22 protein-coding genes are annotated in these 26,622 nt (G+C 65.5%); 15 read left to right on the top strand and 7 right to left on the bottom strand.

What is annotated here, in order from left to right:
• Window positions 1-141 precede the first annotated feature (141 nt).
• Window positions 142-1,734 (bottom strand): flavin monoamine oxidase family protein, encoded by a 1,593-nt coding sequence (locus AQZ49_RS18750; protein WP_067619431.1) that lies wholly within the window; start codon window positions 1,732-1,734, stop codon window positions 142-144.
• A gap of 28 nt (window positions 1,735-1,762) precedes the next feature.
• Window positions 1,763-2,212, bottom strand: coding sequence for a c-type cytochrome (locus AQZ49_RS18745; RefSeq protein ID WP_067619428.1), 450 nt, complete (start codon window positions 2,210-2,212; stop codon window positions 1,763-1,765).
• A gap of 290 nt (window positions 2,213-2,502) precedes the next feature.
• On the opposite strand from AQZ49_RS18745, the gene AQZ49_RS18740 reads away from it, so the two are divergent.
• Entirely contained in the window at window positions 2,503-3,030 is a 528-nt protein-coding gene (locus tag AQZ49_RS18740) for a Rid family hydrolase (RefSeq protein ID WP_067619425.1), read from the top strand.
• A 30-nt stretch (window positions 3,031-3,060) separates the two neighbouring features.
• Here AQZ49_RS18740 and AQZ49_RS18735 read toward each other — a convergent pair whose 3' ends face one another.
• From AQZ49_RS18735 to AQZ49_RS18725, 3 genes are all read right to left on the bottom strand, one after another.
• Window positions 3,061-3,993: a response regulator transcription factor gene (locus AQZ49_RS18735; protein WP_082701910.1), complete on the bottom strand. Its 933-nt coding sequence runs from the start codon at window positions 3,991-3,993 to the stop codon at window positions 3,061-3,063.
• Window positions 3,994-3,995: 2 nt separating this feature from the next.
• A complete protein-coding gene (locus AQZ49_RS18730) occupies window positions 3,996-5,582 on the bottom strand; it encodes an ATP-binding response regulator (RefSeq protein ID WP_067619422.1) in 1,587 nt (528 codons plus the stop codon).
• 189 nt (window positions 5,583-5,771) lie between these two features.
• The gene (locus AQZ49_RS18725; RefSeq protein WP_231739312.1) at window positions 5,772-5,927 is read right to left on the bottom strand and encodes a hypothetical protein; all 156 of its coding nucleotides are present in this window, start codon (window positions 5,925-5,927) and stop codon (window positions 5,772-5,774) included.
• A 535-nt stretch (window positions 5,928-6,462) separates the two neighbouring features.
• On the opposite strand from AQZ49_RS18725, the gene AQZ49_RS18720 reads away from it, so the two are divergent.
• From AQZ49_RS18720 to glgX, 6 genes are read left to right on the top strand one after another with little or no spacing between them, the layout of a single operon-like run.
• Complete coding sequence (locus tag AQZ49_RS18720) at window positions 6,463-8,886, top strand: glycogen/starch/alpha-glucan phosphorylase (protein WP_067619418.1); 2,424 nt, start codon at window positions 6,463-6,465, stop codon at window positions 8,884-8,886.
• A 26-nt stretch (window positions 8,887-8,912) separates the two neighbouring features.
• Window positions 8,913-11,072 (top strand): 1,4-alpha-glucan branching protein GlgB, encoded by a 2,160-nt coding sequence (glgB, locus tag AQZ49_RS18715; protein WP_067619415.1) that lies wholly within the window; start codon window positions 8,913-8,915, stop codon window positions 11,070-11,072.
• A gap of 18 nt (window positions 11,073-11,090) precedes the next feature.
• Window positions 11,091-12,371 (top strand): glucose-1-phosphate adenylyltransferase, encoded by a 1,281-nt coding sequence (gene glgC / locus AQZ49_RS18710; RefSeq protein ID WP_369819154.1) that lies wholly within the window; start codon window positions 11,091-11,093, stop codon window positions 12,369-12,371.
• 40 nt (window positions 12,372-12,411) lie between these two features.
• On the top strand, window positions 12,412-13,860 hold the full coding sequence (gene glgA / locus AQZ49_RS18705; RefSeq protein WP_067619412.1) for a glycogen synthase GlgA: 1,449 nt from the start codon (window positions 12,412-12,414) through the stop codon (window positions 13,858-13,860).
• Window positions 13,857-15,485, top strand: a complete 1,629-nt coding sequence (locus AQZ49_RS18700) for an alpha-D-glucose phosphate-specific phosphoglucomutase (protein ID WP_067619409.1) — start codon at window positions 13,857-13,859, stop codon at window positions 15,483-15,485. Before glgA ends, AQZ49_RS18700 begins: the two co-directional genes overlap by 4 nt.
• Window positions 15,482-17,275: a glycogen debranching protein GlgX gene (gene glgX, locus AQZ49_RS18695; protein ID WP_067619406.1), complete on the top strand. Its 1,794-nt coding sequence runs from the start codon at window positions 15,482-15,484 to the stop codon at window positions 17,273-17,275. The genes AQZ49_RS18700 and glgX overlap by 4 nt, the downstream gene beginning before the upstream one ends.
• Here the strand turns inward: glgX and AQZ49_RS18690 are convergent.
• The gene (locus AQZ49_RS18690) at window positions 17,232-17,927 is read right to left on the bottom strand and encodes an RBBP9/YdeN family alpha/beta hydrolase (RefSeq protein WP_067619402.1); all 696 of its coding nucleotides are present in this window, start codon (window positions 17,925-17,927) and stop codon (window positions 17,232-17,234) included. The two genes, glgX and AQZ49_RS18690, sit on opposite strands and share 44 nt — an antisense overlap.
• A 201-nt stretch (window positions 17,928-18,128) precedes the next feature.
• Between AQZ49_RS18690 and AQZ49_RS18685 the strand changes: the two genes are divergently transcribed.
• From AQZ49_RS18685 to AQZ49_RS18650, 8 genes are all read left to right on the top strand, one after another.
• Complete coding sequence (locus AQZ49_RS18685) at window positions 18,129-18,926, top strand: DUF2334 domain-containing protein (RefSeq protein ID WP_082701913.1); 798 nt, start codon at window positions 18,129-18,131, stop codon at window positions 18,924-18,926.
• 160 nt (window positions 18,927-19,086) lie between these two features.
• Entirely contained in the window at window positions 19,087-20,010 is a 924-nt protein-coding gene (locus AQZ49_RS18680) for a hypothetical protein (RefSeq protein WP_067619399.1), read from the top strand.
• Window positions 20,007-20,537, top strand: coding sequence for a DUF2141 domain-containing protein (locus AQZ49_RS18675; protein ID WP_067619396.1), 531 nt, complete (start codon window positions 20,007-20,009; stop codon window positions 20,535-20,537). The genes AQZ49_RS18680 and AQZ49_RS18675 overlap by 4 nt, the downstream gene beginning before the upstream one ends.
• On the top strand, window positions 20,534-21,706 hold the full coding sequence (locus AQZ49_RS18670) for a glycosyltransferase (RefSeq protein WP_067619393.1): 1,173 nt from the start codon (window positions 20,534-20,536) through the stop codon (window positions 21,704-21,706). Before AQZ49_RS18675 ends, AQZ49_RS18670 begins: the two co-directional genes overlap by 4 nt.
• Window positions 21,707-21,808: 102 nt before the next feature.
• A complete protein-coding gene (locus tag AQZ49_RS18665; protein ID WP_067619390.1) occupies window positions 21,809-22,402 on the top strand; it encodes a nitroreductase family protein in 594 nt (197 codons plus the stop codon).
• A gap of 160 nt (window positions 22,403-22,562) precedes the next feature.
• Window positions 22,563-23,237, top strand: coding sequence for a murein L,D-transpeptidase catalytic domain family protein (locus tag AQZ49_RS18660; RefSeq protein ID WP_067619387.1), 675 nt, complete (start codon window positions 22,563-22,565; stop codon window positions 23,235-23,237).
• A 226-nt stretch (window positions 23,238-23,463) separates the two neighbouring features.
• Complete coding sequence (locus tag AQZ49_RS18655; RefSeq protein ID WP_231739311.1) at window positions 23,464-24,711, top strand: polysaccharide pyruvyl transferase family protein; 1,248 nt, start codon at window positions 23,464-23,466, stop codon at window positions 24,709-24,711.
• A complete protein-coding gene (locus AQZ49_RS18650; protein ID WP_231739310.1) occupies window positions 24,708-25,982 on the top strand; it encodes a glycosyltransferase family 4 protein in 1,275 nt (424 codons plus the stop codon). The genes AQZ49_RS18655 and AQZ49_RS18650 overlap by 4 nt, the downstream gene beginning before the upstream one ends.
• Here AQZ49_RS18650 and AQZ49_RS18645 read toward each other — a convergent pair.
• Window positions 25,925-26,443 (bottom strand): hypothetical protein, encoded by a 519-nt coding sequence (locus tag AQZ49_RS18645; RefSeq protein ID WP_231739309.1) that lies wholly within the window; start codon window positions 26,441-26,443, stop codon window positions 25,925-25,927. The two genes, AQZ49_RS18650 and AQZ49_RS18645, sit on opposite strands and share 58 nt — an antisense overlap.
• Window positions 26,444-26,622: the final 179 nt, after the last annotated feature.

Below are 26,622 nucleotides of genomic sequence, written 5' to 3'. Positions count from 1 at the left end.
TCGGGGTTCGGGAGTATTTTGCGAAGCATTATCGGTCCGCACGTTCACGGCCGCGCGGGTGAACCCTGGCCCTGTCGCGGTGCCGTGACAGGCGGACCAGGCAGCGTCGGGACACCCCGTCCCGACGCTGCCGCCATCGCCTCAGGCGGCGCTGGCGGCCTGATGCAGGCGCGTGATCGCATCGATCGAAGACAGCAGCGCGCCTTCCTGCCAGCAACCGTAGTATGAGCAATGCTCACCGGCGAGCACGATACGCCCGTCGAGCGACACCAGATCCTGGTAATGCGCCGCGCGGCTTTCCTCGGTCCACGTGGCACAGCAGCCCAGAATCCACGGCATGCGACTCCACGCGACAGAGGCGCCCGACAGATATTCCGACTTGTATTCGGCCGGGTGGAACACCGAGCCCTGGTCCAGCGCGGCGGCAATGCGCTTTTCCGGCGTCATCCCGGCCAGACGGTAGGCGCCGATGCCGAACGGATAGGCGCCCAGCAGGACCGCCGGGCCATCGCCGAACCAATTGCCGGTGGGATAGGAAATCAGGCTGATATCCTGATCGGTGAACGAATGCCCGCCATAGATGGCATAGTCGGTTTCCCAGAAACGGCGCTTCATTTCGAGCCCGATCTTGACCGAATTGCCATAAGGCAGGCTGCGGATTGCCGCCTTCTTGGCCGTCGACACCTGGATATCGAGCTGGCCCAGAATGGTCGCGGGGATCGTGCAGACCAGCCAGTCGGCCTTGCTTTGCCCGGCGGCGCCGGTCTTCGCATCGGTCCAGTCGACCGTCACGCCCTTGGTATCCTGGGCAATCTTGGTCACCCGCGTGCCCAGCCGGACGAGATGGCCGACTTTGGCGGTGAAGGCCTTGCCGATATGATCCATCCCGCCCTTGGGCTGGAACATTGTCGCCTGCATGACTTCTTCGGTGTAGAAGCCGATTTCTTTCCACACCTGGGTCGACAGCGTGTCGGACAGCGTGCCCACCTCGTTGGGGATCGGCGCGCCGTTCACGCCGCCGCCCGGCGGCCGGTCCCAGCCGCGCTGTTCGCCGACTTTCACGCTCTTGGTATAGGCCATGTTCTTGTCGAGCACGCCCCAGTCGCGCATCGCTTCAAGCAATTTGGCCTTGTCTTCGGCGGTCACCGTGGTGTCGAGCGCGCCGGCGTTGAGCGATTTGCCCAGCAATTCGGCGACATGGCCCTTGTAATCCACATAGAGGTCGCGGAACCGCTGCGGCTTGCCACCATAGGCGTCCTTGCGATGGGTCATCGCGTTGAAGTTTAGCTGCGCGAAATGTTCCAGCTCTACCCCCAGCTCCTTGCAGTAATGCAGCACGGTGCGGTGGTGATAGGGAATGCGCCAGGGACCGGGGTTGAGATAGTTGCCCGGGGCAAACTGGACGGTCTGGGTCGAGCCCAGCTCGTTGATGGTATCACCGCCGCGCACGCTGTAGTTGCGGCCCCCGGTGCGATCCTGAAATTCGAGGATCTGCACATTGTAACCGGCCTTGGTCAGCTCATAGGCGGCCAGCATCCCAGCCACGCCCGCGCCCAGCACCAGCACGGTGCTGCCCTTGCGCGCGCCCGACAGTTTGGGCGGGCCGTTGAACTGGCTTTCGGCGGCATGGCCGAACACGGTCATCGCCTGATACAAAGCGGCGGCACCGCCCGCCTTGCCGATCATGGTCAGCAACTGGCGGCGGGTCGGCGGAACAAACAGCGGATCGGTCATCAAATGTCCTTTGCATGCATGGGGGGGATCAGTGGCCGCAGTTGCAATCGGGCACCGGGGGATTGGTCGAACCGATCCGGTCGATATCGGCGACTGTCACCGGGTCCTTGTAATCGTTGAAATGGCCGCGGACATAGGTGATCACCGCCGCGATCTGCGGCTTGGTCAGAATGTCGGTAAACCACGGCATGCCACCCCGCCCTTTCAGCAGGATGATGATCGGATAATCCTTGTTGGCCAGGTTCTTGTTGCCCGCCAGCGCAGGCACGCGGGCACCCGCCTCGCCCCCGCCCTTGGCATCGGCCATATGGCAGGCGGCGCAGATCTGTTCGAACACCTCCTTGCCGCTGTCGTCGACGGTCGCATTGCCGCCGGGCCCGGGGCGATCCTGGGCAAAACCCGGTGACGCCAGGGTTGCCGAGGCCACCAGCGTTACCGCGGCCAGGGCAACCAGCCCAGTCTTGTGTTTTTTGATCATTCCTGCCGATCTCACTCGCATCTGGTTCCAGGTCCGCTGCGACCCCCACCCGGACATTTGAAAACTACCCCCACCAATCTGTCAAACTCCCCTTCGCACAGCCCTGCGATCGCAGAACCGCTTTGCCCATACGCCGTTCTGCGTAACCACACCGGGCATAGTCTGTGCTTTGGCGCCTCGGAAAGGCGCTTGCGAAAATCTCATAAATCGCGCTGATCCTGATGGATGGCATTTGTGCGATTTGATTCTAGAGTAACGCCTTCCGACCAACCCCTGAAAAAGGATTGCCCATGCCTGAAAAGCCCCTGTTTCGCGCCGTTATCGGAGCTGTTGTCGGCACCGCGCTGACGGCCGCACTGCTGTGCGCCAACCCTGCGATGGCCCAGGTCACCAAGTATCAGAGCAATCCCAAATCGCCGATTCTCGATGGCGCCGAAGTCAAGGCGGGAACCGACCTGTTTTTCCTGTCGGGGCAACTGGCATCGCCGATCGACCCGAACAAGACATTTGCCGATGTGAAGTCGTTCGACGACATGGGCGATACCAAGACCCAGACGATCGGTGCGCTGACGAAGATCAAGGCCCTGCTGGAAAGCAAGGGCTATACGATGGCCGATCTGGTCAAGCTGACGCTGTTCATCGCGCCCGATCCAAAGCTGGGCAAGCTCGACTTCGCGGGCGCCAATGCGGGTTTTCTGCAATTCTTCAAGACCACCGACAACCCCACCACGGTGGCGCGCTCGGCGTTTCAGGTTGCCGCGCTGGCCGGCCCCTATTTCCTGATCGAAATCGAAGCGATCGCTGCCAAGAAGAAGTGATGCCATGATCCTCCCCGGCGACGGGGAGGATCAGGTTTCCGCCGAACGGATCGCCATGGCGGCGGCGGCGGCGCGGGTTTCCACGCCCAGCTTTTCATAAATGCGTTCCAGGTGCTTTTGCACCGTGCGCGGGCTGATTTCCAACACATCACTGATATCCGCGTTGGATTTGCCATAGCTGATCCACAACAGCACTTCGGCCTCACGCTCGGTCAGGCCCAGCCGCGTCTGCAACCGCGCCGCATCGCCAGCCGGATCGAACGCGTCGAGCCGGATCAGCACCTCGTTTTCGCGATATTGCGCGATCAACACCAGTTCGAGCGCATAGTCGCCGGTTTCCTCGCGAAAATCGATCCGCAGCGAGGTGCCGGGGGCATCCCGCCGCTGCAACAACCGTTCGACCGTCTGACGCACCGCATCGGGCAAGGCGCCAAGGTCGCTGGTCCAGCCCGGTTCAAGCCGCGCGATCGCGCGTTGCGCCAGCGGTGAACACCACAACAGCCGCCCCGCCAGATCGGTGGCCAGCATCATCCGCCCGGTGGCATCGAGTCCGATCGTGCTGGCCTGCACTGCACGCGCGGTGCCCAGGTGCAACCGCACCCGCGCGAGCAACTCGTTCACGTTGACCGGCTTGCGCACATAGTCCACGCCACCGACCGCGAAGCCTTCGACCACGTGTTCGCTTTCGGTCAGGCCGGTCATGAAAATCACCGGCACGTGGCGGGTGGCAGGATTGGCCTTGATCCGCGCGGTGGCGGCAAACCCGTCCATGCCCGGCATCACCGCATCCATCAGCACCAGATCAGGCACGATATGGCCCATCAGATCGAGCGCGGCCTGTCCCGAGGTCGCCACCAGCACCGAAATGCCGCTGCCTTCAAGCGTATCGGTCACCATCCGCAGCGATTCGGGCTGGTCGTCGACCACCAGCACCGTATCGCGGTGGAGCATTGCGTCGGTCATGATCAGGCCTTTTCCAGCATGCGGGCAAGCCCCGAAAGATCGAAGCGGTCGAGGCAATCATAGAGTTTGGGCACGAGCGGATGATCTGCCCCGACCATGCCTTCGAGTGCGCGGATTTCCGCCTCGATCCCGCGCACGTGGCCGATCCGCACGCGTTCGCGCAAGGCCTCGACATGCTCGCGGGCGGCGTCGGGCAAGGCGGCGTGCTCTGCCTCGGCAGCTTGCGCCGGGGTTTCGGGGGCGGCCGGCGGTGCCTCGGCAAAAGTCCAGGTCAGCCCCAGCAATTCACCAATGGTATCCGCCAGCGTATCGATCTCGACGGGTTTGACCAGAAACCGGTCATGCGCGGCCAGGTCGGTGGGATCGGACTGCCCATGCCGTTCGTGCGCGTTGGCTGACAGCATGACGATCCGCATGTCCGCCCCGCCAAGCTTGCGCAAGGCGGCGGCGGTTTCCCAGCCCGACCAGCCCGGCATCGCGATATCGAGCAGGGCAAGATCGAACCGACGCGCCCGCGCGATGGCCAGCGCGGTCTCGCCATCGGGCGCGGCCACCACGTCGAACCCCAGATCGCCCAGCACCTGCCGCACAAAGGCAAGCTGGCGCGGATCGTCGTCGGCGGCCAGAATCGACCGCCGCGGGCCGAGATAGCCGGTCGCCACGCGCGCAGGCCGCCCCGGCGCCTCACCGGGACCATCGCGATGCCCGACCACCTGGCCCAGCATCACCCGCACGCGAAAGCACGATCCGCGCCCCGGTTCACTATCGAGTTCCAGTTCACCGCCCAGGATCTGCACGATCGCGCGAGTGATCGGCAGACCCAGCCCGATCCCCCCGCCCCGCGCGCCCTCGACCCCGCGATCGAACGGCGCAAAGATCGCCTCGCGCGATTCGGGTGCGATGCCAGGGCCGGTGTCGCGCACTTCGAACACCGCGATCTGCGCGGCATAGCGCACCGCCAGCACGACTTCGCCGGTTTGCGTATATTTGATCGCGTTGGCGATCAGGTTGATCAGCGCCTGGCGCAGCCGTTTCTGGTCGGTGCGAACATAGTCGGGCAGGCGCCCGGTAATCTCTGTGCGGAACGCCAGGCCCTTGGCGGCGGCCGCCGGACGGAACATGCGATCGACCTGATCGATGAACGCGGGCAGCCGCACGGTGTCGGTCGATACCCGCGTGACGCCATTTTCCACCAGCGAAATGTCGAGCAGGCCTTCGACCAGGTCGGTCAGATGTTCGGCGCTGCGCCGGATTACCCGCGCGGCTTCGACCGTGTCGATGTTTGCGCCGCGTTCAAGCAATTGCGCATAGCCATAGATCGCGTTCAGCGGCGAGCGGATCTCATGGCTGACATTGGCAAGATAACGGCTCTTGGCGGCATTGGCCGCTTCGGCGGCGTCGCGTTCGCGTTGTAGACTGGTAAGATCGGGCAGACTGGCAAGATCGGGAGCAAGCGGCGGCACAAGTGCCGTCCCGACGGGCGTGGCCGGAGCACGACCGCGCCGCGAAACGGCCAGCACCGCCCCGGCAAGCGCACCGACGACCAACGCGCCGAGCCTTCCGGTCCGCACCGATCCGGTCCCGTTCATGTCCTGTGTATTCGACCCCGCTCAATTCCGGGCCGAATTGTCTCAGCCCCGGCAAACCGCCGGAGATGTCTGCACTGCAAACGATGCCAGTACAACCCCTATCATGCCGATCACTTAATGGACGTTCCCCGATCCTCCCGCCCGATCAATCACATCACGCGCCGAAGCGCGGCCCCGTACCATCCCGCGTCAGATCACCGCATCGCGCTGCAACCGCTGCAACAGGCGCTGTGCCACCGAATGGCGGATCGCCTTGCCTTCGCGCAATTTGACCCAGGTGTTGAGGCCGATGCCGAAATGGCTCTGGATCACTTCGGGCTTTTGACATTGGATAATCGAGCGCATCTTGGCGACAACCGTTGGCTCGACATGGATAAGTTTTTGAACGCGCATGGTGCCCCTCATCTCGGTTCGTTGAGATGCCAGATTATGCCGCAATGCGGCACGGCCCATACGCAATTTGACCCATCCACAGCCACGCCGCGTGCCGTTAAAAAGGTGTGTTTCGCCTTAAAAAGGTTGCGGCTCGGTTCAGGGCCCGCGCCGCGGGCGCGCCAGGCGCGCACGGGCATACGAATGAGCGATACGAATGCATTCTTGCCAGCATCCGTCGGGGTGGTACCTGTCGGATCGGGAAAAATGGGGATGCAACGAAACCGCCTATGCCAACCAGCGGCGCATTATTTTTCGGCAGATCGATTGTCTGCTTGAAAGCCCGGCGAAAGCTGTCCTACCCATACGTCGGGATGGGGTGCTGGCGGTGTCGGTCGTGTTTGCACGGGCGATGCAGCGTTCGGAAAGGTCATGAACACCCGTTGTGCCGCCGGGCTGGCGCTGTGCGCCCGGCCATGCGGCAGACCTTTGCCAGGAGCCGCGTTGCATGAGCCTTGATATCCCGATGAGCCCGCGCTCGAAGGCCGCCGACATTGATGTGCATATCATCGACGTGCTGCGCCATCGGGTGGGCAAGGACGAACGCGCGGCCAAGCCGCACGACTGGTACACCGCAACGGTCTATACCCTGCGCGATGCGATCATCGATGTGTGGATGGAATCGACCCGCCACAATTACGACAACGGCGGCAAGCGGGTCTATTACCTCAGCCTCGAATTCCTGATCGGGCGGCTGTTGCGCGACGCGCTGTCCAACATGGGCATGACGCGCGAAATGGAAAAGGCACTGCGCGAACACGGGTTCGACCTGGCCGCGCTGGAAGACCTGGAACCCGATGCGGCGCTGGGCAACGGCGGCCTGGGCCGGCTGGCGGCCTGTTTCATGGAAAGCCTCGCCAGCCTGGGCATCCCCGCCTATGGCTATGGCATCCGTTACAAGAACGGCATGTTCCGCCAGCGCATCGATGATGGCTGGCAGGTCGAACTGCCCGAAACCTGGCTGAGCCACGGCAATCCCTGGGAGTTTCCGCGCCGGGAAAGTGCCTATCTGATCGGGTTCGGCGGCGAAGTGGTCGATCGCGGCGAAGCGGTCGAATGGCAGCCCGCCGAACAAGTCGAAGCCAGCGCCTATGACACGCCGGTGGTCGGCTGGCGCGGTGCCTGGGTCAACACGCTGCGGCTGTGGACCGCGCGCGCGCTCGATCCGATCCGGCTCGACCGGTTCAACGCGGGCGACCATGTCGGCGCGCTGGTCGAAGAGGCACGCGCCGATGCGCTGGTGCGCGTGCTCTACCCCGCCGACAACACCGCCTCGGGCCAGGAACTGCGCCTGCGGCAGGAGTTCTTTTTTACCTCGGCCTCGATCCAGGACATCGTGCGCCGCCATGTGCAGTTTCATGGCGATGTGCGCACTTTGGCCGACAAGGCGGCGGTCCAGCTCAACGACACCCACCCTTCGGTGGCGGTGGCCGAACTGATGCGCCTGCTGGTCGATGTCCATGGCCTGGAATTCAACGAGGCATGGGACGTCACCAAGCGGACGATCGGCTATACCAACCACACCTTGCTGCCCGAGGCGCTCGAATCCTGGCCGCTGCCGCTGTTCGAACGGCTGCTGCCGCGCCACATGCAGATCATCTATGCGATCAACAGCCGGGTACTGCGCGAGGCGCGCCGTGCCGGGCTGGACGATGCGCGGATTTCCGCGATCAGCCTGATCGACGAACATGGCGAACGCCGCGTGCGCATGGCCAACCTGGCGTTTGTCGGCGCGCACAGTGTCAACGGCGTCGCCGCGCTGCACACCGAACTGATGAAGACGACGGTGTTCGCCGATCTTCACGCGCTCTACCCCACGCGCATCAACAACAAGACCAACGGGGTAACCCCGCGCCGCTGGCTGCTGAAATGCAATCCCGGCCTGGCCGGGGTGATCCGCGACGCGATCGGTGATGCCTTCCTCGATGACGCCGAAAAGCTGACAGATCTCAACGCGCTGGCCACCGATGCCCAGCTTGGCGAGCGCATTGCCGAGGTCAAGCGGTCGAACAAGGTGGCGCTGGCCGCGCATCTCAAGCAATTGACCGGGGTGCGCATCGATCCCGACGCGCTGTTCGACGTGCAGATCAAGCGTATCCACGAATACAAGCGGCAATTGCTCAATCTGATCGAAACGGTCGCGCTCTATGACCAGATCCGCAGCCATCCCGAACGCGACTGGGTGCCGCGCGTCAAGATCTTCGGCGGCAAGGCGGCATCGAGCTATCACAACGCCAAGCTGATCATCAAACTGGCCAACGACATCGCCCGCCGGATCAATTCCGATCCCTCGGTCGGCGGCCTGCTCAAGGTCGTGTTCGTGCCCAATTACAATGTTTCGCTGGCCGAACGGCTGATCCCCGCCGCCGACTTGTCGGAACAGATCTCGACCGCCGGAATGGAAGCCTCGGGCACCGGCAACATGAAATTCGCGCTCAACGGCGCGTTGACCATCGGCACGCTCGACGGCGCCAATATCGAGATCAAGGATCGCGTGGGCGACGACAACATCGCCATTTTCGGCCTGACCGCCGAGGAAGTCGCCAAGACCCGCGCCGAGGGCTACAACCCGCGCGCGGTGATCGAGGCCTCGCGCGAATTGCGCCAGGCCATCTCGGCGATCGCCAGCGGCGTGTTCAGCCCCGACGATCCCGATCGCTATGCCGGGCTGATGGGCGGGCTCTATGACAGCGACTGGTTCATGGTCGCCGCCGATTTCGATGCCTATCATGCCGCCCAGCGCGGGATCGACGCCCGCTGGGAAGACCAGACCGCCTGGCGCGTCAGCGCAATCCGCAACATTGCCAATGTCGGGTGGTTTTCATCCGATCGCACGATCAGGGAATATGCCGCAGATATCTGGGGCGTCTGACCGGGCGGGAGAGGAACACACAACCAATGCAGCCGCCGGCCACTGCCATCGATGCCCTGCTTGCAGGCACCCATGCCGATCCGTTCTCGGTGCTGGGCCTGCACGAGGGGCCCGGCGGCGGCTTTGCCCGCGCGCTGCTGCCGGGCGCGGCCGAGGTCGAGGCGTTCAGCCTGTCCGGGCAGTCGCTGGGCACGCTGCCACGGGTCGATCCGCGCGGCCTGTTCGAAGGGCCGCTCGATGCCGCGCGCCAGCCCTTGCGCTATCGCTGCCGCAACGGCGGGCACGAATGGTGGATCACCGATCCTTATTCGTTCGGCCCGGTGCTGGGGCCGACCGACGATTTCCTGATCGGCGAAGGCACCCATTTCCGCCTGTTTGACAAGATCGGCGCGCATGTCATTGACCATGAAGGCGCAACCGGCGTGCATTTTGCGGTGTGGGCGCCCAATGCCGCGCTGGTTGCGGTGGTCGGCGATTTCAACGACTGGGACGGCAGGCGCCACCCGATGCGCCGCCGCGCCGACACCGGGATCTGGGAAATCTTCATCCCCGAGATCGGGCTTGGCCGCGCCTACAAATACCGCGTGACCGGCCCCGACGGGGTGGTTCAGCCGTTGAAGGCCGATCCGTTTGCCTTTGCATCCGAATTGCGGCCCGCCACCGCCTCGATCGTTGCCACCCCGGGCAAGCCCGAATGGGGCGATGGGGCGCATCGCGCGCATTGGGCGGCCACCGATCCGCGCCGCCAGCCGATCACGATCTATGAAGTCCATCCCGGATCATGGCGCCGGCCACCGGGCCGTGAATTTCCGACCTGGGACGAACTGGCCGAACAATTGATCCCCTATGTCGTCGAGATGGGCTTTACCCATATCGAATTCATGCCGGTCAGCGAACATCCCTATGATCCGAGCTGGGGCTATCAGACCACCGGGCTCTATGCCCCGACCGCGCGGTTTGGCGGTCCCGACGGGTTTGCCCGATTTGTCGACGGCGCGCACCGCGCCGGGATCGGTGTGCTGATCGACTGGGTCCCGGCGCATTTTCCGACCGACGCGCATGGCCTGGCCAAATTCGACGGCACCAGTCTTTACGAACATGCCGACCCGCGCCAGGGGTTCCACCCCGACTGGAACACCGCGATCTACAATTTCGGGCGGCGCGAGGTCGAGGCATTTTTGACCAACAACGCGTTGTTCTGGGCCGAAATCTATCATGTCGACGGGTTACGCGTCGATGCCGTCGCCTCGATGCTGTACCGCGACTATTCGCGCGCGGCAGGCGAATGGATTCCCAACGCACAGGGTGGGCGCGAAAACTGGGAAGCGGTGCATTTTCTGCAAGGGATGAACCGCGCGGTCTATGGCCGTCATCCCGGCGTCATCACCATCGCCGAAGAGAGCACGTCATGGCCCGGGGTGTGTCTGCCGACGCATGAAAAGGGGCTCGGCTTCGGGTTCAAGTGGAACATGGGCTTCATGCACGACACGCTGAGCTATATGGCGCGCGAGCCGGTGCATCGGCAGTTTCACCATGACGAGATCACCTTCGGGTTGATGTATGCCTTTGCCGAAAACTTCGTGCTGCCGCTCAGCCACGATGAAGTGGTCCACGGCAAGGGCTCGCTGCTCAACAAGATGAGCGGCGACGACTGGCAGAAATTTGCCAGTCTGCGCGCATATTACGGCCTGATGTGGGGCTATCCGGGCAAAAAGCTGCTGTTCATGGGGCAGGAATTTGCGCAAAGCCGCGAATGGAGCGAAGCGCGCGAGCTGGACTGGGACTTGCTGGCCCATGCCCCGCACCAGGGGATGCAAGGCTGGGTGCGCGATCTCAACCGCGCCTATCGCGCCCTGCCCGCGCTGCACGCGCGCGATTGCGAGGGCGACGGGTTTGCCTGGCTGGTGGTCGACGATGCGGCGGCCAGCGTGTTTGCCTGGTTGCGCCAGGCGCCGGGCGCGGCGCCGGTCGCGGTGATCAGCAATTTCACCCCGACCTTGCACGGCCACTATCGCCTGCCGCTGCCGATCGACGGCGAATGGCGCGAAGTGCTCAACAGCGATGCCACGATCTATGGCGGATCGGGCCAGGGCAACATGGGGTCGGTTACCGCCAGCCACGGCGCCGCGCTGGTCGTGCTGCCCCCGCTGGCGACGGTCATGTTCGAATATGCCGGAAAGGCGTGAAACAGGGAGAATGAGGGGATGATGGCCAAACGGGACAGGACAGTCGGACAGCCCTTGGCGCGCGACGCGATGGCCTATGTGCTGGCGGGCGGGCGTGGCAGCCGGTTGAAGGAATTGACCGACAACCGCGCCAAACCGGCGGTCTATTTCGGCGGAGTCAGCCGGATCATCGATTTTGCCCTGTCGAACGCGCTCAATTCAGGCATTCGCCGCATCGGCGTGGCAACGCAGTACAAGGCGCATTCGCTGATCCGCCACATGAACCGCGCGTGGAATTTCATGCGCCCCGAACGCAACGAAAGCTTTGACATCCTGCCCGCATCGCAGCGCGTATCGGAACTGATGTGGTATGAAGGCACCGCCGATGCGGTGTTTCAGAACATCGACATCATCGCCAGCCATGCGCCCAAATACATGGTCATTCTGGCCGGCGATCATATCTACAAGATGGATTATGAGCTGATGCTGCAACAGCACGTCAACTCGGGCGCCGATGTCACCGTGGGCTGCCTGGTCGTGCCGAAAATGGAGGCGACCGGGTTTGGCGTGATGGCGGTCGATACCGACAGCCGGATCACCGCGTTCGTCGAAAAGCCAGCCGATCCGCCAACCATTCCCGGCGATAGCGCGCACAGTCTGGCCTCGATGGGCATCTATGTGTTCGAAACGCAGTTCCTGTTCGACCAGTTGCGGCGCGATGCCGCAACGCCGGGATCGACGCGTGATTTCGGCGGCGACATCATCCCCTATATCGTCCGGCACGGCAAGGCGGTGGCCCACAAGTTCACCGACAGTTGCATCCGCGCCGCCGACGAGATCGAGGAATACTGGCGCGACGTGGGCACGCTCGATGCCTATTTCGAGGCCAATCTCGATCTGACCGACACCGTGCCAAAGCTCGACATGTATGACCGCGAATGGCCGATCTGGACAGACCAGATCATCGCCGCCCCGGCCAAGTTCGTCCACGATCAGGACGGTCGGCGCGGCATGGCGATATCCTCGCTGATCAGTCAGGACTGCATCGTGTCGGGTGCGGTGGCGCGGCGCAGCCTGTTGTTCACCGGGGTCAAGATGGGGTCGTGGTCCTCCGTCGAAGAAGGCGTGATCCTGCCTTATTGCAACATCGGGCGCGGCGCGCGGCTGAAACGCGTGATCCTCGATTCGGGCGTGCGCATTCCCGAAGGTCTGGTGGTCGGCGAAGATCCCGAACTTGATGCAACACGTTTCCGCCGCACCGAAAACGGGGTATGCCTGATCACCCGGTCCATGCTCGACCGGCTGGCCGCCAAGACCTGAAAATCCTCCCCGTTCCGGGGAGGAAATACGAAGGAGTTGTATGACCATCCGGGTGCTGTCGATCGCTTCCGAAGCCGTGCCGTTGGTCAAGACAGGGGGCCTTGCCGATGTCGTCGGCGCCTTGGCGGGCGCGGTGGCTCCGCATGACGTGGCGATGACGACGCTGCTGCCCGGCTATCCTGCCGTGCTGGCCGCGCTGGGCAAGGCAAAGCAGGTGCATGCCTGGCCCTCGCTGCTGGGCGAACCGGCGCGGCTGGTGGCGGGCAGGATCGGCGGTCACGCCCTGCTCGTGGTCGATGCGCCGGGCCTGTTCCGCCGCGATGGCGGGCCCTATGTCGATGGCAACGGGCGCGACTGGGCCGATAACGGCCTGCGCTTCGCCGCCTTTTCGCGCGCCGCGGCCGATGTTGCCAGCGGCGCTGTGCGCGGGGCACGGTTCGACATCGCCCATGCGCATGACTGGCAGGCGGCGCTGTGCGCGGCCTATCTGCGGTTTGCCCCGGCGGGCGATGCGCCGCCATCGGTGGTGACCATCCACAACATGGCCTTTCAGGGCCATTTCCCGCGCGCGCTGTTCGATCGGCTGGACCTGCCGCCAGAGGCCTGGTCGATCAACGGGGTCGAATACCACGGCGGGGTGGGATTTCTGAAGGCCGGGCTCGAATCCGCCTGGGCGATCACCACCGTCAGCCCGACCTATGCGCGCGAAATTCGCCACAGCGAATTCGGCATGGGGCTCGACGGGCTGATCCGCGCGCGCGCCGGCCAGGTGCACGGCATCGTCAACGGTATCGACACGCACGAATGGGACCCCGCCACCGACCCGCAACTTGCCGCGCCATTCACTGTGCGCACGCTGGCGCGCCGCGCCACCAACCGCGCGCGGGTCGAGGCCGAATTCGGGATCGAGGCCGGCACCGGCCCGCTGTTCGTGGTGATCAGCCGCCTGACCTGGCAAAAAGGCATGGACGTGCTGTTGCAGACGATCGACCATCTGATCGGCTGCGGCGCGCGGCTGGCGGTGCTGGGATCGGGCGACAAGGCGCTGGAGGCCGGATTTGTCGCCGCCACCGCGCGCCATCCGGGCCGGGTCGGCGTGCGCATCGGCTATGACGAAGGGCTGTCGCACCGCATGCAGGGCGGCGGCGATGCCATTCTCGTGCCCAGCCGCTTCGAACCGTGCGGCCTGACCCAGCTCTATGGCCTGGCCTATGGCTGCGTGCCGGTGGTGGCGCGCACCGGCGGGCTGGTCGATACGGTGGTCGATGCCAATCTGGCCGCGATCGCCGCAGGGGCCGCAACCGGCGTGCAATTCAACACGGTAACGCCAGACGCGCTGGCCGAGGCGATCGAACGCACCGTGCTGCTGCACCGCCAGCCCGCGGTGTGGCAGGCAATCCAGCGCGCCGGCATGAAATCCGATTTTTCGTGGGGTCGCAGCGGCAAGGCCTATGCCGACCTCTATCAACAGTTGCTGGAGGCACGATGATCGTTTCGGTTCCCACCACGCCGTTTGCCGGTCAAAAACCGGGAACATCGGGCCTGCGCAAAAAGGTCAGGGTGTTTGCCCAGCCAAACTATGCCGAAAACTTCATCCAGGCGGTATTCGATGTGGTCGATCGCGGTCCCGCCGCCACACTGGTGATCGGCGGGGATGGCCGTTATCACAACCGCACGGTGATCCAGGCGGCCATCCGCATCGCCGCCGCCAACGGTTATGCCCGCGTGCTGGTCGGCCAGGGCGGCATCCTGTCGACGCCGGCCGCCAGCCATGTCATCCGCAAATATGGCGCCAGCGGCGGTCTGGTGCTGTCGGCCAGCCACAATCCCGGCGGCCCCGAGGAAGATTTCGGCATCAAATACAACATCGCCAATGGCGGCCCAGCCCCCGAAGCGGTGACCGAGGCGATCTATGCCCGCACGCTGACGATCGACCGCTGGCTGACCGTCACGGCGGATGACATCGATCTCGACATGCCGGGCGACACTTGCATTGGCGATCTGACGGTCAGCGTGATCGACCCGGTGGCCGATTATGCTGACCTGATGGAAACGCTGTTCGATTTCGCCGCGATCCGCGCCGCCGTGGCCGAGGGGTTCACCGCGACCTTCGACGCAATGCACGCCGTCACCGGGCCCTATGCGATCGAGATTCTCGAACGGCGGCTGGGCTTTCGCGCGGGAACCGTGAAAAACGGCGTGCCGCTCGAAGATTTCGGCGGGCATCACCCCGATCCCAACATGGTCCACGCCAAAGTCCTGTTCGACACGATGTTCGGCCCCGATGCGCCGATCATCGGCGCCGCGTCGGACGGCGATGGCGATCGCAACCTGATCGTCGGGCGCGGCCGGTTCATCACCCCGTCCGACAGTCTGGCCATGCTGGCCGCCAACGCGCATCGCGCGCCCGCCTATGCGGCGGGGCTGAAAGGCATTGCCCGCTCGATGCCGACCAGCGCCGCCGCCGACCGCGTGGCACAGGCCCTGGGCATCCCCGCCTTTGAAACCCCCACCGGGTGGAAATTCTTCGGCAATCTGCTCGATGCCGGGCTGGTGACGATTTGCGGCGAGGAAAGCGCGGGCACCGGGTCGGACCATGTGCGCGAAAAGGACGGGCTGTGGGCGGTGCTGCTGTGGCTCAACATCCTGGCTGTGCGGCGGATCAGCGTCGATGCGCTCGCGCACGAACATTGGGCGACTTATGGCCGCAATTATTACGCGCGGCACGATTACGAAGCGCTGCCGACCGACATTGCCGATGCGCTGATCGGCGAACTGACCGCCAGCCTGCCCGATCTGCCGGGCGCGACGTTCGGATCGCTGCGCGTCGCGGTGGCCGACAGCTTTTCCTATCTCGACCCGGTCGATGGCACGACCAGCGCCAACCAGGGCCTGCGCGTGCTGTTCGAGGGCGGGTCGCGCATCGTGTTCCGCCTGTCGGGCACCGGCACCGAAGGGGCCACCTTGCGCGTCTATCTCGAACGCTATGAACCGGTCGGCGGCGCGCTCGATGAAGACACCGGCACGATGCTGGCCGACCTGATCACCGCCGCCGATGCGCTGGCCGGGATCGTGCGGCACACCGGGCGGACGCAGCCCAGCGTGATCACGTGACCGCTTGCCCCGGACCGGCATCGACCCGGTTCCGGGTGCGCAGCCCGCTGGCCGAGGCGCTGTGGCTGTGCCTGTTCGACGATCACGGCGAACGGCGCGTGGCGATGGAGCGCGACGGCGATGACTGGACAGTGGCCCTGCCCGGCAATCTGGCGGGCGCGCGCTATGGCTTTCGCGCCGACGGGCGCTGGGCCCCCGAAGCGGGGCTGTGGTTCGATCCGGCCAAGCTGCTGGTCGATCCGCACGCGGTGGAACTCGACCGCCCGTTCCGTCAGGACCCGGCGCTGGGGCAATTCGGGGTCAATACCGCCGATCTGGTGCCGCGCGCGATCGCGCCCGGCGCCCTGCCCGTGGTATCCCCCGCCCCGCCGCTGTTCACCCCCGGCGGGCTGATCTACGAAGTCAATGTGCGCGGCTTCACCATGCTGCATCCCGATATTCCCGAACACCAGCGCGGCACGGTCGCCGCGTTGGCGCACCCGGCGGTGATCGCACATCTGCACAAGCTGCGCGTGGCGGCGGTCGAACTGATGCCGATCGTGGCGTGGGTCGACGAACGCCACTTGCCTCCGCTGGGGCTGCACAACGCCTGGGGCTACAATCCGGTCGTGCCGATGGCGCTCGATCCACGTCTGTGCCCCGGCGGCATGGCCGAACTCGCCGCGACAGTGGCCGCGCTGCGCCAGGCCGGGATCGGCGTGCTGCTCGATCTGGTGTTCAACCATACCGGCGAAAGCGATGTCCACGGCGGCGTGCTGGCGCTGCGCGGGCTCGACAATGCGGCCTATGCCCATGCCCCCGACGGCACACTGATCAACGACACCGGGTGCGGCAACACGCTCGATTTTGCCAATCCCGCGCTGCGGGCGCTGGTGCTCGATGCGCTGCGCCATTTCGTGCGGCACACCGGCGTCGATGGGTTCCGCTTCGATCTGGCCACAGTGATGGCGCGCGGGCCCGGCTTTGCCGCGGATGCGCCGATCTTTGCCGAACTGGCTGCCGATCCGCTGCTGCATGACCGTGTGCTGATTGCCGAACCGTGGGATGTGGGGCCCGGCGGCTATCAACTCGGGCACTTTCCGGCGGGTTGGCTGGAATGGAACGACCGCTGGCGCGACGATGTGCGGCGGTTCTGGCGCGGCGATGCGCCTGCCGGGCTGCTGGCCACGCGGATCGCCGGGTCGGCCGATCTGTTCGAGCGCGGGTCATGCCGCTCGGTCAATTTCCTCGCCGCGCACGATGGCTTCACACTGGCCGACACGCTGGCCTATGACCGGCGCCATAACCATGCCAACGGCGAAGACAACCGCGACGGCCATGGCGAAAATTTCAGTTGGAACAACGGCGCCGAAGGGCCCAGCGACGACCCGGCGATTATCGCCCGGCGGCAGGGCCTGGCGCGCGCGATGCTCGGCACGCTGTTTGCCTCTACCGGCACGATCATGTTGACCGCGGGTGATGAATTCGGCCGCAGCCAGCGCGGCAACAACAACGCCTATGCGCAGGATAACGCGATCACCTGGATCGACTGGACCAGTCGCGACCGCGCGCTGGAAGACGCCGTCGCCGCGCTGGCGGCGTGGCGCGCGGCCCACCATCCGGCGCGCACGCGGTTCCCCGAAGATGGCATCTGGTCCACGCCCGACGGGCGCATGATGGCGCCGCACGACTGGGACCATGCACAAGGCTTTGTCTGGCGCGCCGCCGACGGCAGCGGGTTTGCCATCGACCGCAATGCCGGTACGGTCAGCGTGCTGCACCCCAGCCAAACGCCGGCGGCGGCAGAGTGATCGCGGCGGGATCGGGCACCACGGCGGCCGGTACCGCAGCGGGCGCCAGTCGCCGCAACTGGTCCAGCCCGAATTGCCAGTCACCGATGCCCGACCGCGCATTGACATGGCCGATCGCCCCGGCATCGGCGAATTGCGCACCCCAGCGCCGCGCCATACGCAGCACCTGGCCGGTCGAGGCATAGGGATCGTCGCGACTGGCCACCACGATCGTGGGGAAAGGAAATCGCGATGTGGGCACCGGGGCAAACCGGGTCAGCCGCCGGTCGACCGGGTTTTCCTCGACTTCGGGTGGGGCAACCAGCAGCGCACCGACCACCAGGGACAGTTCCGCCGCGCGCACGGCGGCGTTGAACGCCGCCTCGTATTCGGCCCACCACGCCACCACGTGGCACCCCAGCGAATGCGCCACCAGCACCACCGGGCGTTCGGCGCGCCCGATTGCCAGCGCCAGCTTGCCCACCCAGGTGTTGCGATGGGGATCGTCCCACAATCCCAGATCGACGCGGCGCGCATGCGGCAACCGCTCTTCCCAGATTGTCTGCCAGTGCCCGGGGCCGGAATTGTGCAGCCCGGGAACGAGCAGGATATCCGGAGAATCACCCGATTGCGGTACCACGGAGACTGTTTCAGCGGTGTTCAGGTTGGTCATGTCAGTGCCCTTCGTGATGAAAAGCGCCCCCGCCGACTCGCATACCAAGGCGGTATCATCCAAGAGTATCTCAAGTTTCGAAGTAGACAACAGGGTTGCGCCGGATTGGCGCCACTTTGCGCCCGGTCGAACCGGAACCCACGCAAATTTTCATTGCAAAGCGACACCGGTTGCGACAGGCCGCGCAGCGGACCGCATGTGATGATCGACCCCACCCTGCCCAATGCCGCGCCGGGCACGCAACCGGCGCGTGAAACAGCCCCTGCGCGGCGGCTGCTGGTGTCGATTCACGATGTCTCGCCGCGTTCCGAAACGGCCGTCGATGCACTGGCCGAACGGCTTGACCGTCATCTCGGTGCGGCCCGGTTCGCCATGCTGGTGATCCCCGATCACTGGCGCGAAGCCCCGATCGCCGACAACCGTGCGTTTCATGCGCGATTGCGGCAATGGGCCGGGCTGGGCATCGAAATGTTCCTGCACGGCTGGTGCCATCGCGACGAAACCCCGGCGCGCCAGGGCTTTGCCGCGTTCAAGGGCAAGCACATGACGGCGGGTGAAGGCGAATTCCTCAATCTGTCGCGCGGCGAGGCGGTGCGGCGGATGGGCGAAGGCAAGGCCCTGCTCGAAGACATTCTCGGCGCGCCGGTCGCCGGGTTCATCGCGCCCGCATGGCTCTATGGCCCCGGCGCGCTGGATGCGCTCGACGAACTGGGGTTTGCATTGGCCGAAGATCACATGAAAGTGTGGACCCCCGGCAACCGCCGCGTGGTGTCGCGCGGCCCGGTGGTGACCTGGGCCAGCCGCAGCCCCGGCCGCATCCGTTCATCGATCGGGTTTGCCGGTCTTGCGCGGCGCGTACTGCCGGTCCTGCCCACAGTGCGCGTTGCGGTACATCCCGGCGATGTCACCGTGCCCGCGCTGCTTCGATCGATCGATGCGACGCTGACACGGTTTGCCGCCAGCCATCGCCCTGCCCGCTATGCCGGGCTGATCGGGTGATGGCACCTGTGCACGGCCCTGCGCGCGGCGGGCACAATGGCGACTGGACCGGAACCGCCAAGCTGCCTAAACGCGCATCGATGAACCGGTCCACGCCTATATTGCCGCGCATGTGCATGATCCGTGGCACCACACCCGCCCTTGCGCGAGCATTCCAGTCATGACCGAACCTGCCACCGCCGCCGAATCCGCGCCCGCCGCGCTGCCCGCGTCGAACGTCACCTCGCGCTGGCGCCGCGCCGGTGCGTTTGTCGGCCCGGCCATCTCAGTCGCGATCCTGGGCGGCGCATTGTGGCAGGTTCACGCGCTCGACTGGCACACGCTGGTTGCCTTCATCCCGACTTCGCCGCTGATCTGGCTGGTGCTGGGCATCAACTATCTCAGCGGCCCGCTGGGCGACTGGGTGATCTTTCGCAAGTTGTGGAAGATCCCGCTCGAAGGGCTGTTTCCGCTGATCAAGAAGATGATCGGCAACCAGATCCTGCTCAGCTATGTCGGCGAAGTCTACTTCTACGACTGGGCGCGGCGCCATGTGAAAATGGAAGGATCGCCGTTCGGCGCGGTCAAGGACGTGGCGATCCTGTCGGCCATCGCCGGCTATGCCATGACCCTGATCATGATGGCGGTGGCCTGGCCGTTCATCAAGAAATTCGGCTTTGGCATCAATGGTGCCGAATTGCAGGGATCGATCGCGATCATGCTGGTGACCGGTCTTGCCATCACCGTGTTCCGCAACCGCCTGCTCAGCCTGCCACGTCCCGATCTGCTGTTTGTGTTGAGCGTGCATATGGTGCGGTTGGTCGCCAACACCGTGTTGACCGCGGTGTTGTGGAGCCTGATGCTGCCCGCCGTGCCGCTGTCATCGTGGCTGATCCTGTCGACCGGGCGCCTGCTGGTCACCCGTCTGCCGCTGATTCCCAACCAGGAAATCGCCTTTGCTGGGGCGCTCGCGCTGCTGGGCGGGCCAGTCGACCAGACTCACGAGATGATCACGGTTATTGCCCTGTTCATCACCGCTATCCATATTGCCGTGTTCATCGCGATGTTGCTGCTCGATCTGGCGCAAAGGGAGCGTAACGCATGATCCGCCCGCTGCTGCTGGCAGCCACCTTTCCGCTGATGACTGCCGCGTTTGTGCCGTCGAGCCCCGATCTGGGCACGGTGGAGGCGCGTTGTCGCGCGGATGAGGCTGGCCCCGCAGTGATCGTCGACGTGATCGGGCTGAAAGACCACGAGGGCAAATTGAAGGTCGAGGTCTATCCGGGCGTCGAAGGCGATTTCCTGGAAGACGACAACAAGCTGATCAACGCCGGCAAGACCTTTCGCCGCGTCGAAGGCCCGGTGCCGGGCGAACACGAACCCCACATCTGCGTGCGCCTGCCGGGCCCCGGCCGTTATGCGGTGATGGTGCTGCACGATCGCGATTCCAACCACCGTTTCAACTGGCAGCATGACGGGGTCGGATTTTCGCGCAACCCGCATCTGGGCTGGAGCAAGCCAAAGGCAGACTCCGTCGCGATCACGGTGGGCAGCGGGGTCACCCCGTTGCGCGTGATCATGAATTACCGTATCGGCCTGTTCTCGTTCGGGCCGATCGCGAGCAACCGATGAAGCTGGTTGATGTCTGCGCCTTTTATGCTCCGAAGGGCGGCGGCGTACGCACCTATATCGATCGCAAGCTCAAGGCGGGCGCGGCTTTGGGGCACGAAGTCGTCGTTATCGCGCCGGGTGCACGCGACGAAATCGAGGAACGCGGCCCCAACGCACGGATTGTCTGGCTGAAATCGACGGTCTTTCCGCTTGATTTCAATTACCGCTATTTCAGCGACGTGCCCGCGCTTTATGCTGCGCTCGAACGCGAACAGCCCGATTTTGTCGAAGCCTCGTCGCCCTGGCGCAGCGCCAGCATCATCGCCGAATGGCCCGGCAAGGCCCCTCGCGCGCTGATCATGCACGCCGACCCGTTGTCCGCCTATGCCTATCGCTGGTTCGATCCGGTGGCCACGCGCGACACCATCAACGGCCTGTTCGATCGCTATTGGCGCCATCTGCGCAGGCTAGACGGGGCCTATGACATGATCGTCTCGGCCAGCCCGGGCCTGTCGGCACGGCTCGCCGCAGGGGGCCTGAAGCGTGTGGTGACCAACCCGATGGGGGTCGATCCCGGCGTGTTTTCGCCCGCATTGCGCGATGCCGAACTGCGCAAGGGCCTGCTGGGCCTGTGCGAATTGCCCGAAACCGCCACTCTGCTGCTCGGCGCCGGACGGTTTGCCCCGGAAAAGCGCTGGCCCATGCTGATCGACGCGGTCACCGCTGCGGGTACCGGCCATGAAGTCGGCCTCGTGCTGGTCGGCCAGGGCCGCGATCTCAAGACCATCGAACGGCGCATCGGCGGCAACCCCCATGTGCGGGTGCTGGCCCCGATTGCCGAACGCCACGAACTGGCGCGGGTGATGGCCAGCGCAGACGCACTGTTGCACGGCTGCGAAGCCGAAACCTTCTGCATGGTTGCCGCCGAAGCACGCGCCAGCGGCTTGCCGCTGATCACCCCCGATGAAGGCGGCGCCGCCGACCAGGCGCGTGCCTGTGGCGGCTGGATCTACCGCTCGGCCGACCCCGCCGCCGCCGCCGCCGCAATCGGGCAATATTGTCTGGCACGCGAATCCGGGCTGGCCGGGCCCGACCCCGACGTGCCGCCCCCGCGCACGATGGACGATCATTTCCGCGAACTGTTCGCGACCTATGAACGGCTGATCGCGCCCGACGCACGCGCCGCCTAGGGCCATTCAAGTTTTCCAAACGCGATTGACAACATTTTCGCGATTTCGCCGCGCCGCGTGGCAGGATAGGGCTTCGTCTCCCTTGTTCGAAAGCCAACTTTCATGACCGCACGCACCGCCGATCCCCGCGTTGTTCCCCTGTTTGTCGAGCGCTGGTCGCCGCGCGCGTTTGATGGCACGCCCGTCGCGGCCGACGATCTGCAGGTCATTTTCGAGGCCGCCGCGCTGGCCCCTTCGGCGTTCAACTATCAGCCCTGGCGCTTTCTCTATGCCGTGTCGGGCGATGCCAACTGGGACTTGTTCGTGTCGCTGCTGATGCCGTTCAATGCGTCCTGGGCCCGTGCCGCAGGTGCGCTGGTGATCGTGATTTCGGACCGGCAGATGAAGCTGGGCGGCGATCCCAAAGCCAACCCCAACCACAGTTTTGATGCCGGTGCGGCCTGGGCCCTGCTCGCGTTGCAGGCAACGGCCCTGGGCTATCACGCGCATGGCATGGCGGGCATCGATCAGGACCGTATCCGCACCGAACTCGCCATCCCCGACGATTTCCACATCGAGGCCGCCGTGGCGATCGGGCGCAAGGGCGATCCGGAATCGCTGCCCGAAGCGCTGCGCGCGCGCGAAGTTCCCAGCGGGCGTCATCCGGTTGCGCGCTTCACGGCTGCGGGCGCGTTCACCGCATTGCCACAGGACTGATCGCGAAAATCACGGACCCCCCAACGGTTTGCAGCACGAACCGCACGTTTCATCGCAAGGGTTGATCGAACGGCTGGTTCTGCTGCGCGCGGCAATGGTATGCGCGCAGCCAAATGCCGGTCGTTGAACCGGCGCGAACAATATTACGGGGTCTTGCACGATGATGTCCGGCAGGCGCCGGTTCCTCGGCGCCATTGCCGGAACCGCAGCCACCGCCTTGTTGCCACGCGGCGCCAGCGCCGCCATCCTGCCAGAGCAGACCGACTGGTCGCTCTGGCAGCGCGTTCTGCCGCCTTTGCCCGCGCAGCCTGACGCGACGCTGGACGCCAGTGCGCCAGTGCTGCTGCCACGCGCGCTGGCCGCGCTCGACGTCCATCGGGAACGCGTTGCCGATCCTTCGGTGATCGGTCTGGTCGATTTTTCGGTGCCGTCGCGCAGTCCGCGTCTGCATATCGTCGATGTGGCGGGCGGCCGCGTGCTGTCGAGCCACCTGGTCGCCCACGGGCGCGGGTCCGATCCGGCCAACAGCGGCTTTGCCGAACATTTTTCCAACCGCATCGGCTCCGAAGCATCGAGCAACGGCAGCTTTGTGCTGGGTGATACTTATTATGGCCGCCATGGCCGGTCGCGCCGGTTGATCGGGCTCGATCCCGACAACGATCAGGCCGAAGTGCGCGGGATCGTCATCCATTCAGCCACTTACGTCGAACCTGAATTTGCCGCGCAATATGGTCGGATCGGGCGCAGCCAGGGCTGTTTTGCGGTGGGCAACAGTTCGATCGAGACTGTGCTCGATCAGTTGGGTCCGGGTCGACTGCTGTTTGCATCGCGCTGATTTTTTAGACATTTTGATCGCATCAACGGCCCGCGCCGTCGCGGTGGGCGCAATGCGTGCACGCCCACTGCCAATTCGTCAAAGCCTCCGAAACCGGGCCGAACCGGCGCTATCCCTGCTTGCCGCAGTCGGGCGCAGTGGCAAAGCATCGGGCCATGGCCAGTCCGGATTCCTTTGCGCGTCACTCAGGACATCGATGCGTTAAACCTGAAACGCATCGATCTGCGTGCGGCGTGCGAGCGCGCAAGGCATGAAGATCGCGCTGCTCAATGTAAAGTTCAGCCCGAACCTGGGCGATGGTCTGCTGTCCGAATGCCTTGAGCGCGAACTCGCGGAGGCCCTGCCGGGGGCCACTGTGGTGTCGATCGATCTGGCCGGGCGCGCCGCCTATCGCGGCCATGGCCCCAGCCGGCGCGGGCGCGTAATTGCCCTGCTCGAAGCCTTGCCGCGCTGGGCCCGGCGGCGCGCGGTGCGGGTGGCGCTGGCGCTGCTGGTGCGGTTCCGGTTGCGCCGCCATGTGCGCACCCGCCTGCGCGGGTTTGATGCCGTGGTGGTCGGCGGCGGCAATCTGCTGACCGACACCGATCTCAATTTCCCGATGAAGCTGGCGGGCGCGCTGGGCGAAGTGGCGCGGGTGGGCCTGCCGGTGGCGGTGCATGCGGTCGGGGTCAACCATCGCTGGTCGCGCGCCGGGCACCACTTGTTTGTGCGCGCGCTGTGCGCCGCGCCGCTGATCACCGCGACCGTGCGCGACCAGCGGTCGCAACGCGCGTGGCACGATCTGCTCGAACCGTATGGACTGCCCGGCGCGGGGCTTGCGGGCGATCCGGGTCTGCTCGCAGTCCGCCATTTCGATCCGGCCCCTCGCAACCCGACCGGCGAAGGCCTGCGGGTCGGCTTGTGCATCACCTCGCCGCTGGCAGTCCGCTATCATGCCAGCGGCTTGCCCCCGACGGTCGATTTCGCGATCTGGTATCAGACCGCCGCGCGTGCGCTCGCCGTCGCCGGCCTGCATGTCGTGCTGTTCACCAATGGCAGCCCCGAAGATCGCGCCTTTCTGGCCCGCCACGGGGCGGTCTGGTGCGCGGCCCCAGGCGACGACGATTTGCCTCTGCCCTATCCGGTGACCATCGCACCGGCGTTTGCCACGCCCGCCGAACTCGTCGGGTTCATTGCCACCTGCGATGTGATCATCGCGCACCGCATGCACGCCTGCATTGTCGCGCATTCCTTTGCCATTCCCGCGATCGGGCTGAAATGGGATGTCAAGCTGGAGAGCTTTTTCGCGCTTGCCGGGCGCGAATCCTGCATCGCCGATTGTGCCGATCTCGATCCGGGCACGCTCGTCGCGCTGGTCGACCTGGCACTGGCCACCGGGGTCGATCGCGACCGGCTCGATCGGTTGATCGCCACGACCCGCGCCGACATCGCCCGCCTGGCCCAGGTCATCCGCAGCGGCGTATCCGCGCCTTGATCCGCCCCGACCGCATCGTGGTGATCAACGATCTGTCATGCCCGATGGGGGGTGCCAGCGCGCTGGCGATGCAATCGGCACTCGGTTTTGCCAACCGTGGCCTGCCCGTCACCGTGCTGTCGGGCGACAGCCCGCCTCCGCTTGGGCTGGGCCATCCCGGCGTCAAAGCACAGGGACTGGGCGAAGCGCGACTGCTGGCGCGCGGCGGCATTCAGGCGATGACCCGCGGCTGGTGGAACCGCGCGGCCTGGCATATGGTGCGCGGCTGGATCGCCCGGCACGACACGCCGACAACGGTCTATCACTTGCACGGCTGGTCGCAGATCCTGTCACCGGCCGTGCTGGCGGCGCTGGCCCCGGTGCGCGACCGGCTGGTCATTTCGGCGCATGACTTCTTTCTCGTCTGCCCCAACGGCGCTTTTGCCGATCTGCCGACCGGGGCTCCCTGCGCCCGCGTGCCGCTGGGCATCGCCTGTGCGCTGGCGCGGTGCGACCGGCACGGCACCGTGCACAAGGCCTGGCGGCTGGGGCGCGCGGCGATCCAGCGGCTGGCCATGGCGCCGCAGCACAGCCCGCCGGTGCTGGCGATCCATGCCGCGATGGCCCCGCTGTTGCAACGCGGCGGCATTCCCGCCGCCGCGATCCACGTGGTGCCAAATCCGGTGGTGCCATGGAGTGCCACGCGCATCGCCGCCGAAACCTGTCGTGAGGTGCTGTTCGTCGGACGGCTGGAGGACACCAAGGGCGCCGATCTGGCGCTGGCCGCCGCGCGCGCGGCACACGTGCCGATCCGCGTGATCGGCGATGGTGCGCAGGCCAGCCAGTTGCGCGCGCTGTACCCCGAGGCGCAGTTTACCGGGCGACTCGATCCGCCACAGATTGCCGCACTGGCCCACCGCGCGCGCCTGCTGGTGATGCCCAGCCGCTATCCCGAACCGTTCGGGCTGGTCGCGATCGAGGCCGCGCGCAGCGGCTTGCCGGTGCTCCTGCCGCCCAGCGCGCTACTGGCCGACGATATCGTGCGGATCGGCGCCGGGTTGACGGTCGAACCGCGCGACACCGCGCGCTTTGCCGCGCTGCTGCGCGAACTGGCGGGTGATGACACCGCCATCGCGGCAATGAGCCACGCCGGGCATGTGCTGGGCGCGTTTCTGGCGCTCGATCCCGATGGCTGGCTCGACCGGTTGCTGGAAATCTATGCCGAGCGCCTGGCTCAGGAGGCGATACGCCGCGCCCTGCCTTCGATCGGGATCGACGCGGCAGTCGCCTGAACGCCACCGGCACGGTGCGCGCGCACGTGTTCGCGCAACGGCCGCCAGCGATTGGCCCGCGCCAACGCGCGCACTTGCTGGACCCGCGTAAAGACCACGATCAGCCCCAGCGCGGCCAGCGCCACCGCCCAGCGCCACAAGACAAACTGCCCGGTCCGGCTCGCCGCAAGAAATTCGCCAAGAGTCAGCCAGATCGCCACCATGCCCAGCAATTCCGCGGCGCGGCGGCGGGGCGCCGCCAACAGTGCGGCCACCCCCAGGATCAGCGCGCCCTGCGCGGCATCGGCGGTGGTCACCCCCCCGGCCAGCCGAACCTGGATTGTCCAGCCGGCAGCCACCGGCACGCACCAGCGCGCCGCCGCCACGATCATGCCGGGGGTCAACCCGGGTGGATCGAGACGGTCGTAAACGGCGCTGGGCAGGCGATGCGGCATCTCGCCAGACTGGGGCAATCCCCCCACCAAATGCTTGCCCGCGCTGGTTAACCGCCATTGCCACGTATTCATACGGATTAAGCAAGGGCGGTGACGGTGCAGGGCGGTCCGATCGGCCAGCGGAGAGCCCTCAGTAATACCTCGGATACGGGGCTATCTGCCAGCACATCCAGTCCGTTCGATGATACCCAAAATTGCTCCCAAAA

Source organism: Novosphingobium sp. FSW06-99, from assembly GCF_001519065.1.
Classification (GTDB): Bacteria; Pseudomonadota; Alphaproteobacteria; order Sphingomonadales; family Sphingomonadaceae; genus Novosphingobium.
This window is presented reverse-complemented; position numbering and strand designations above follow the sequence as displayed.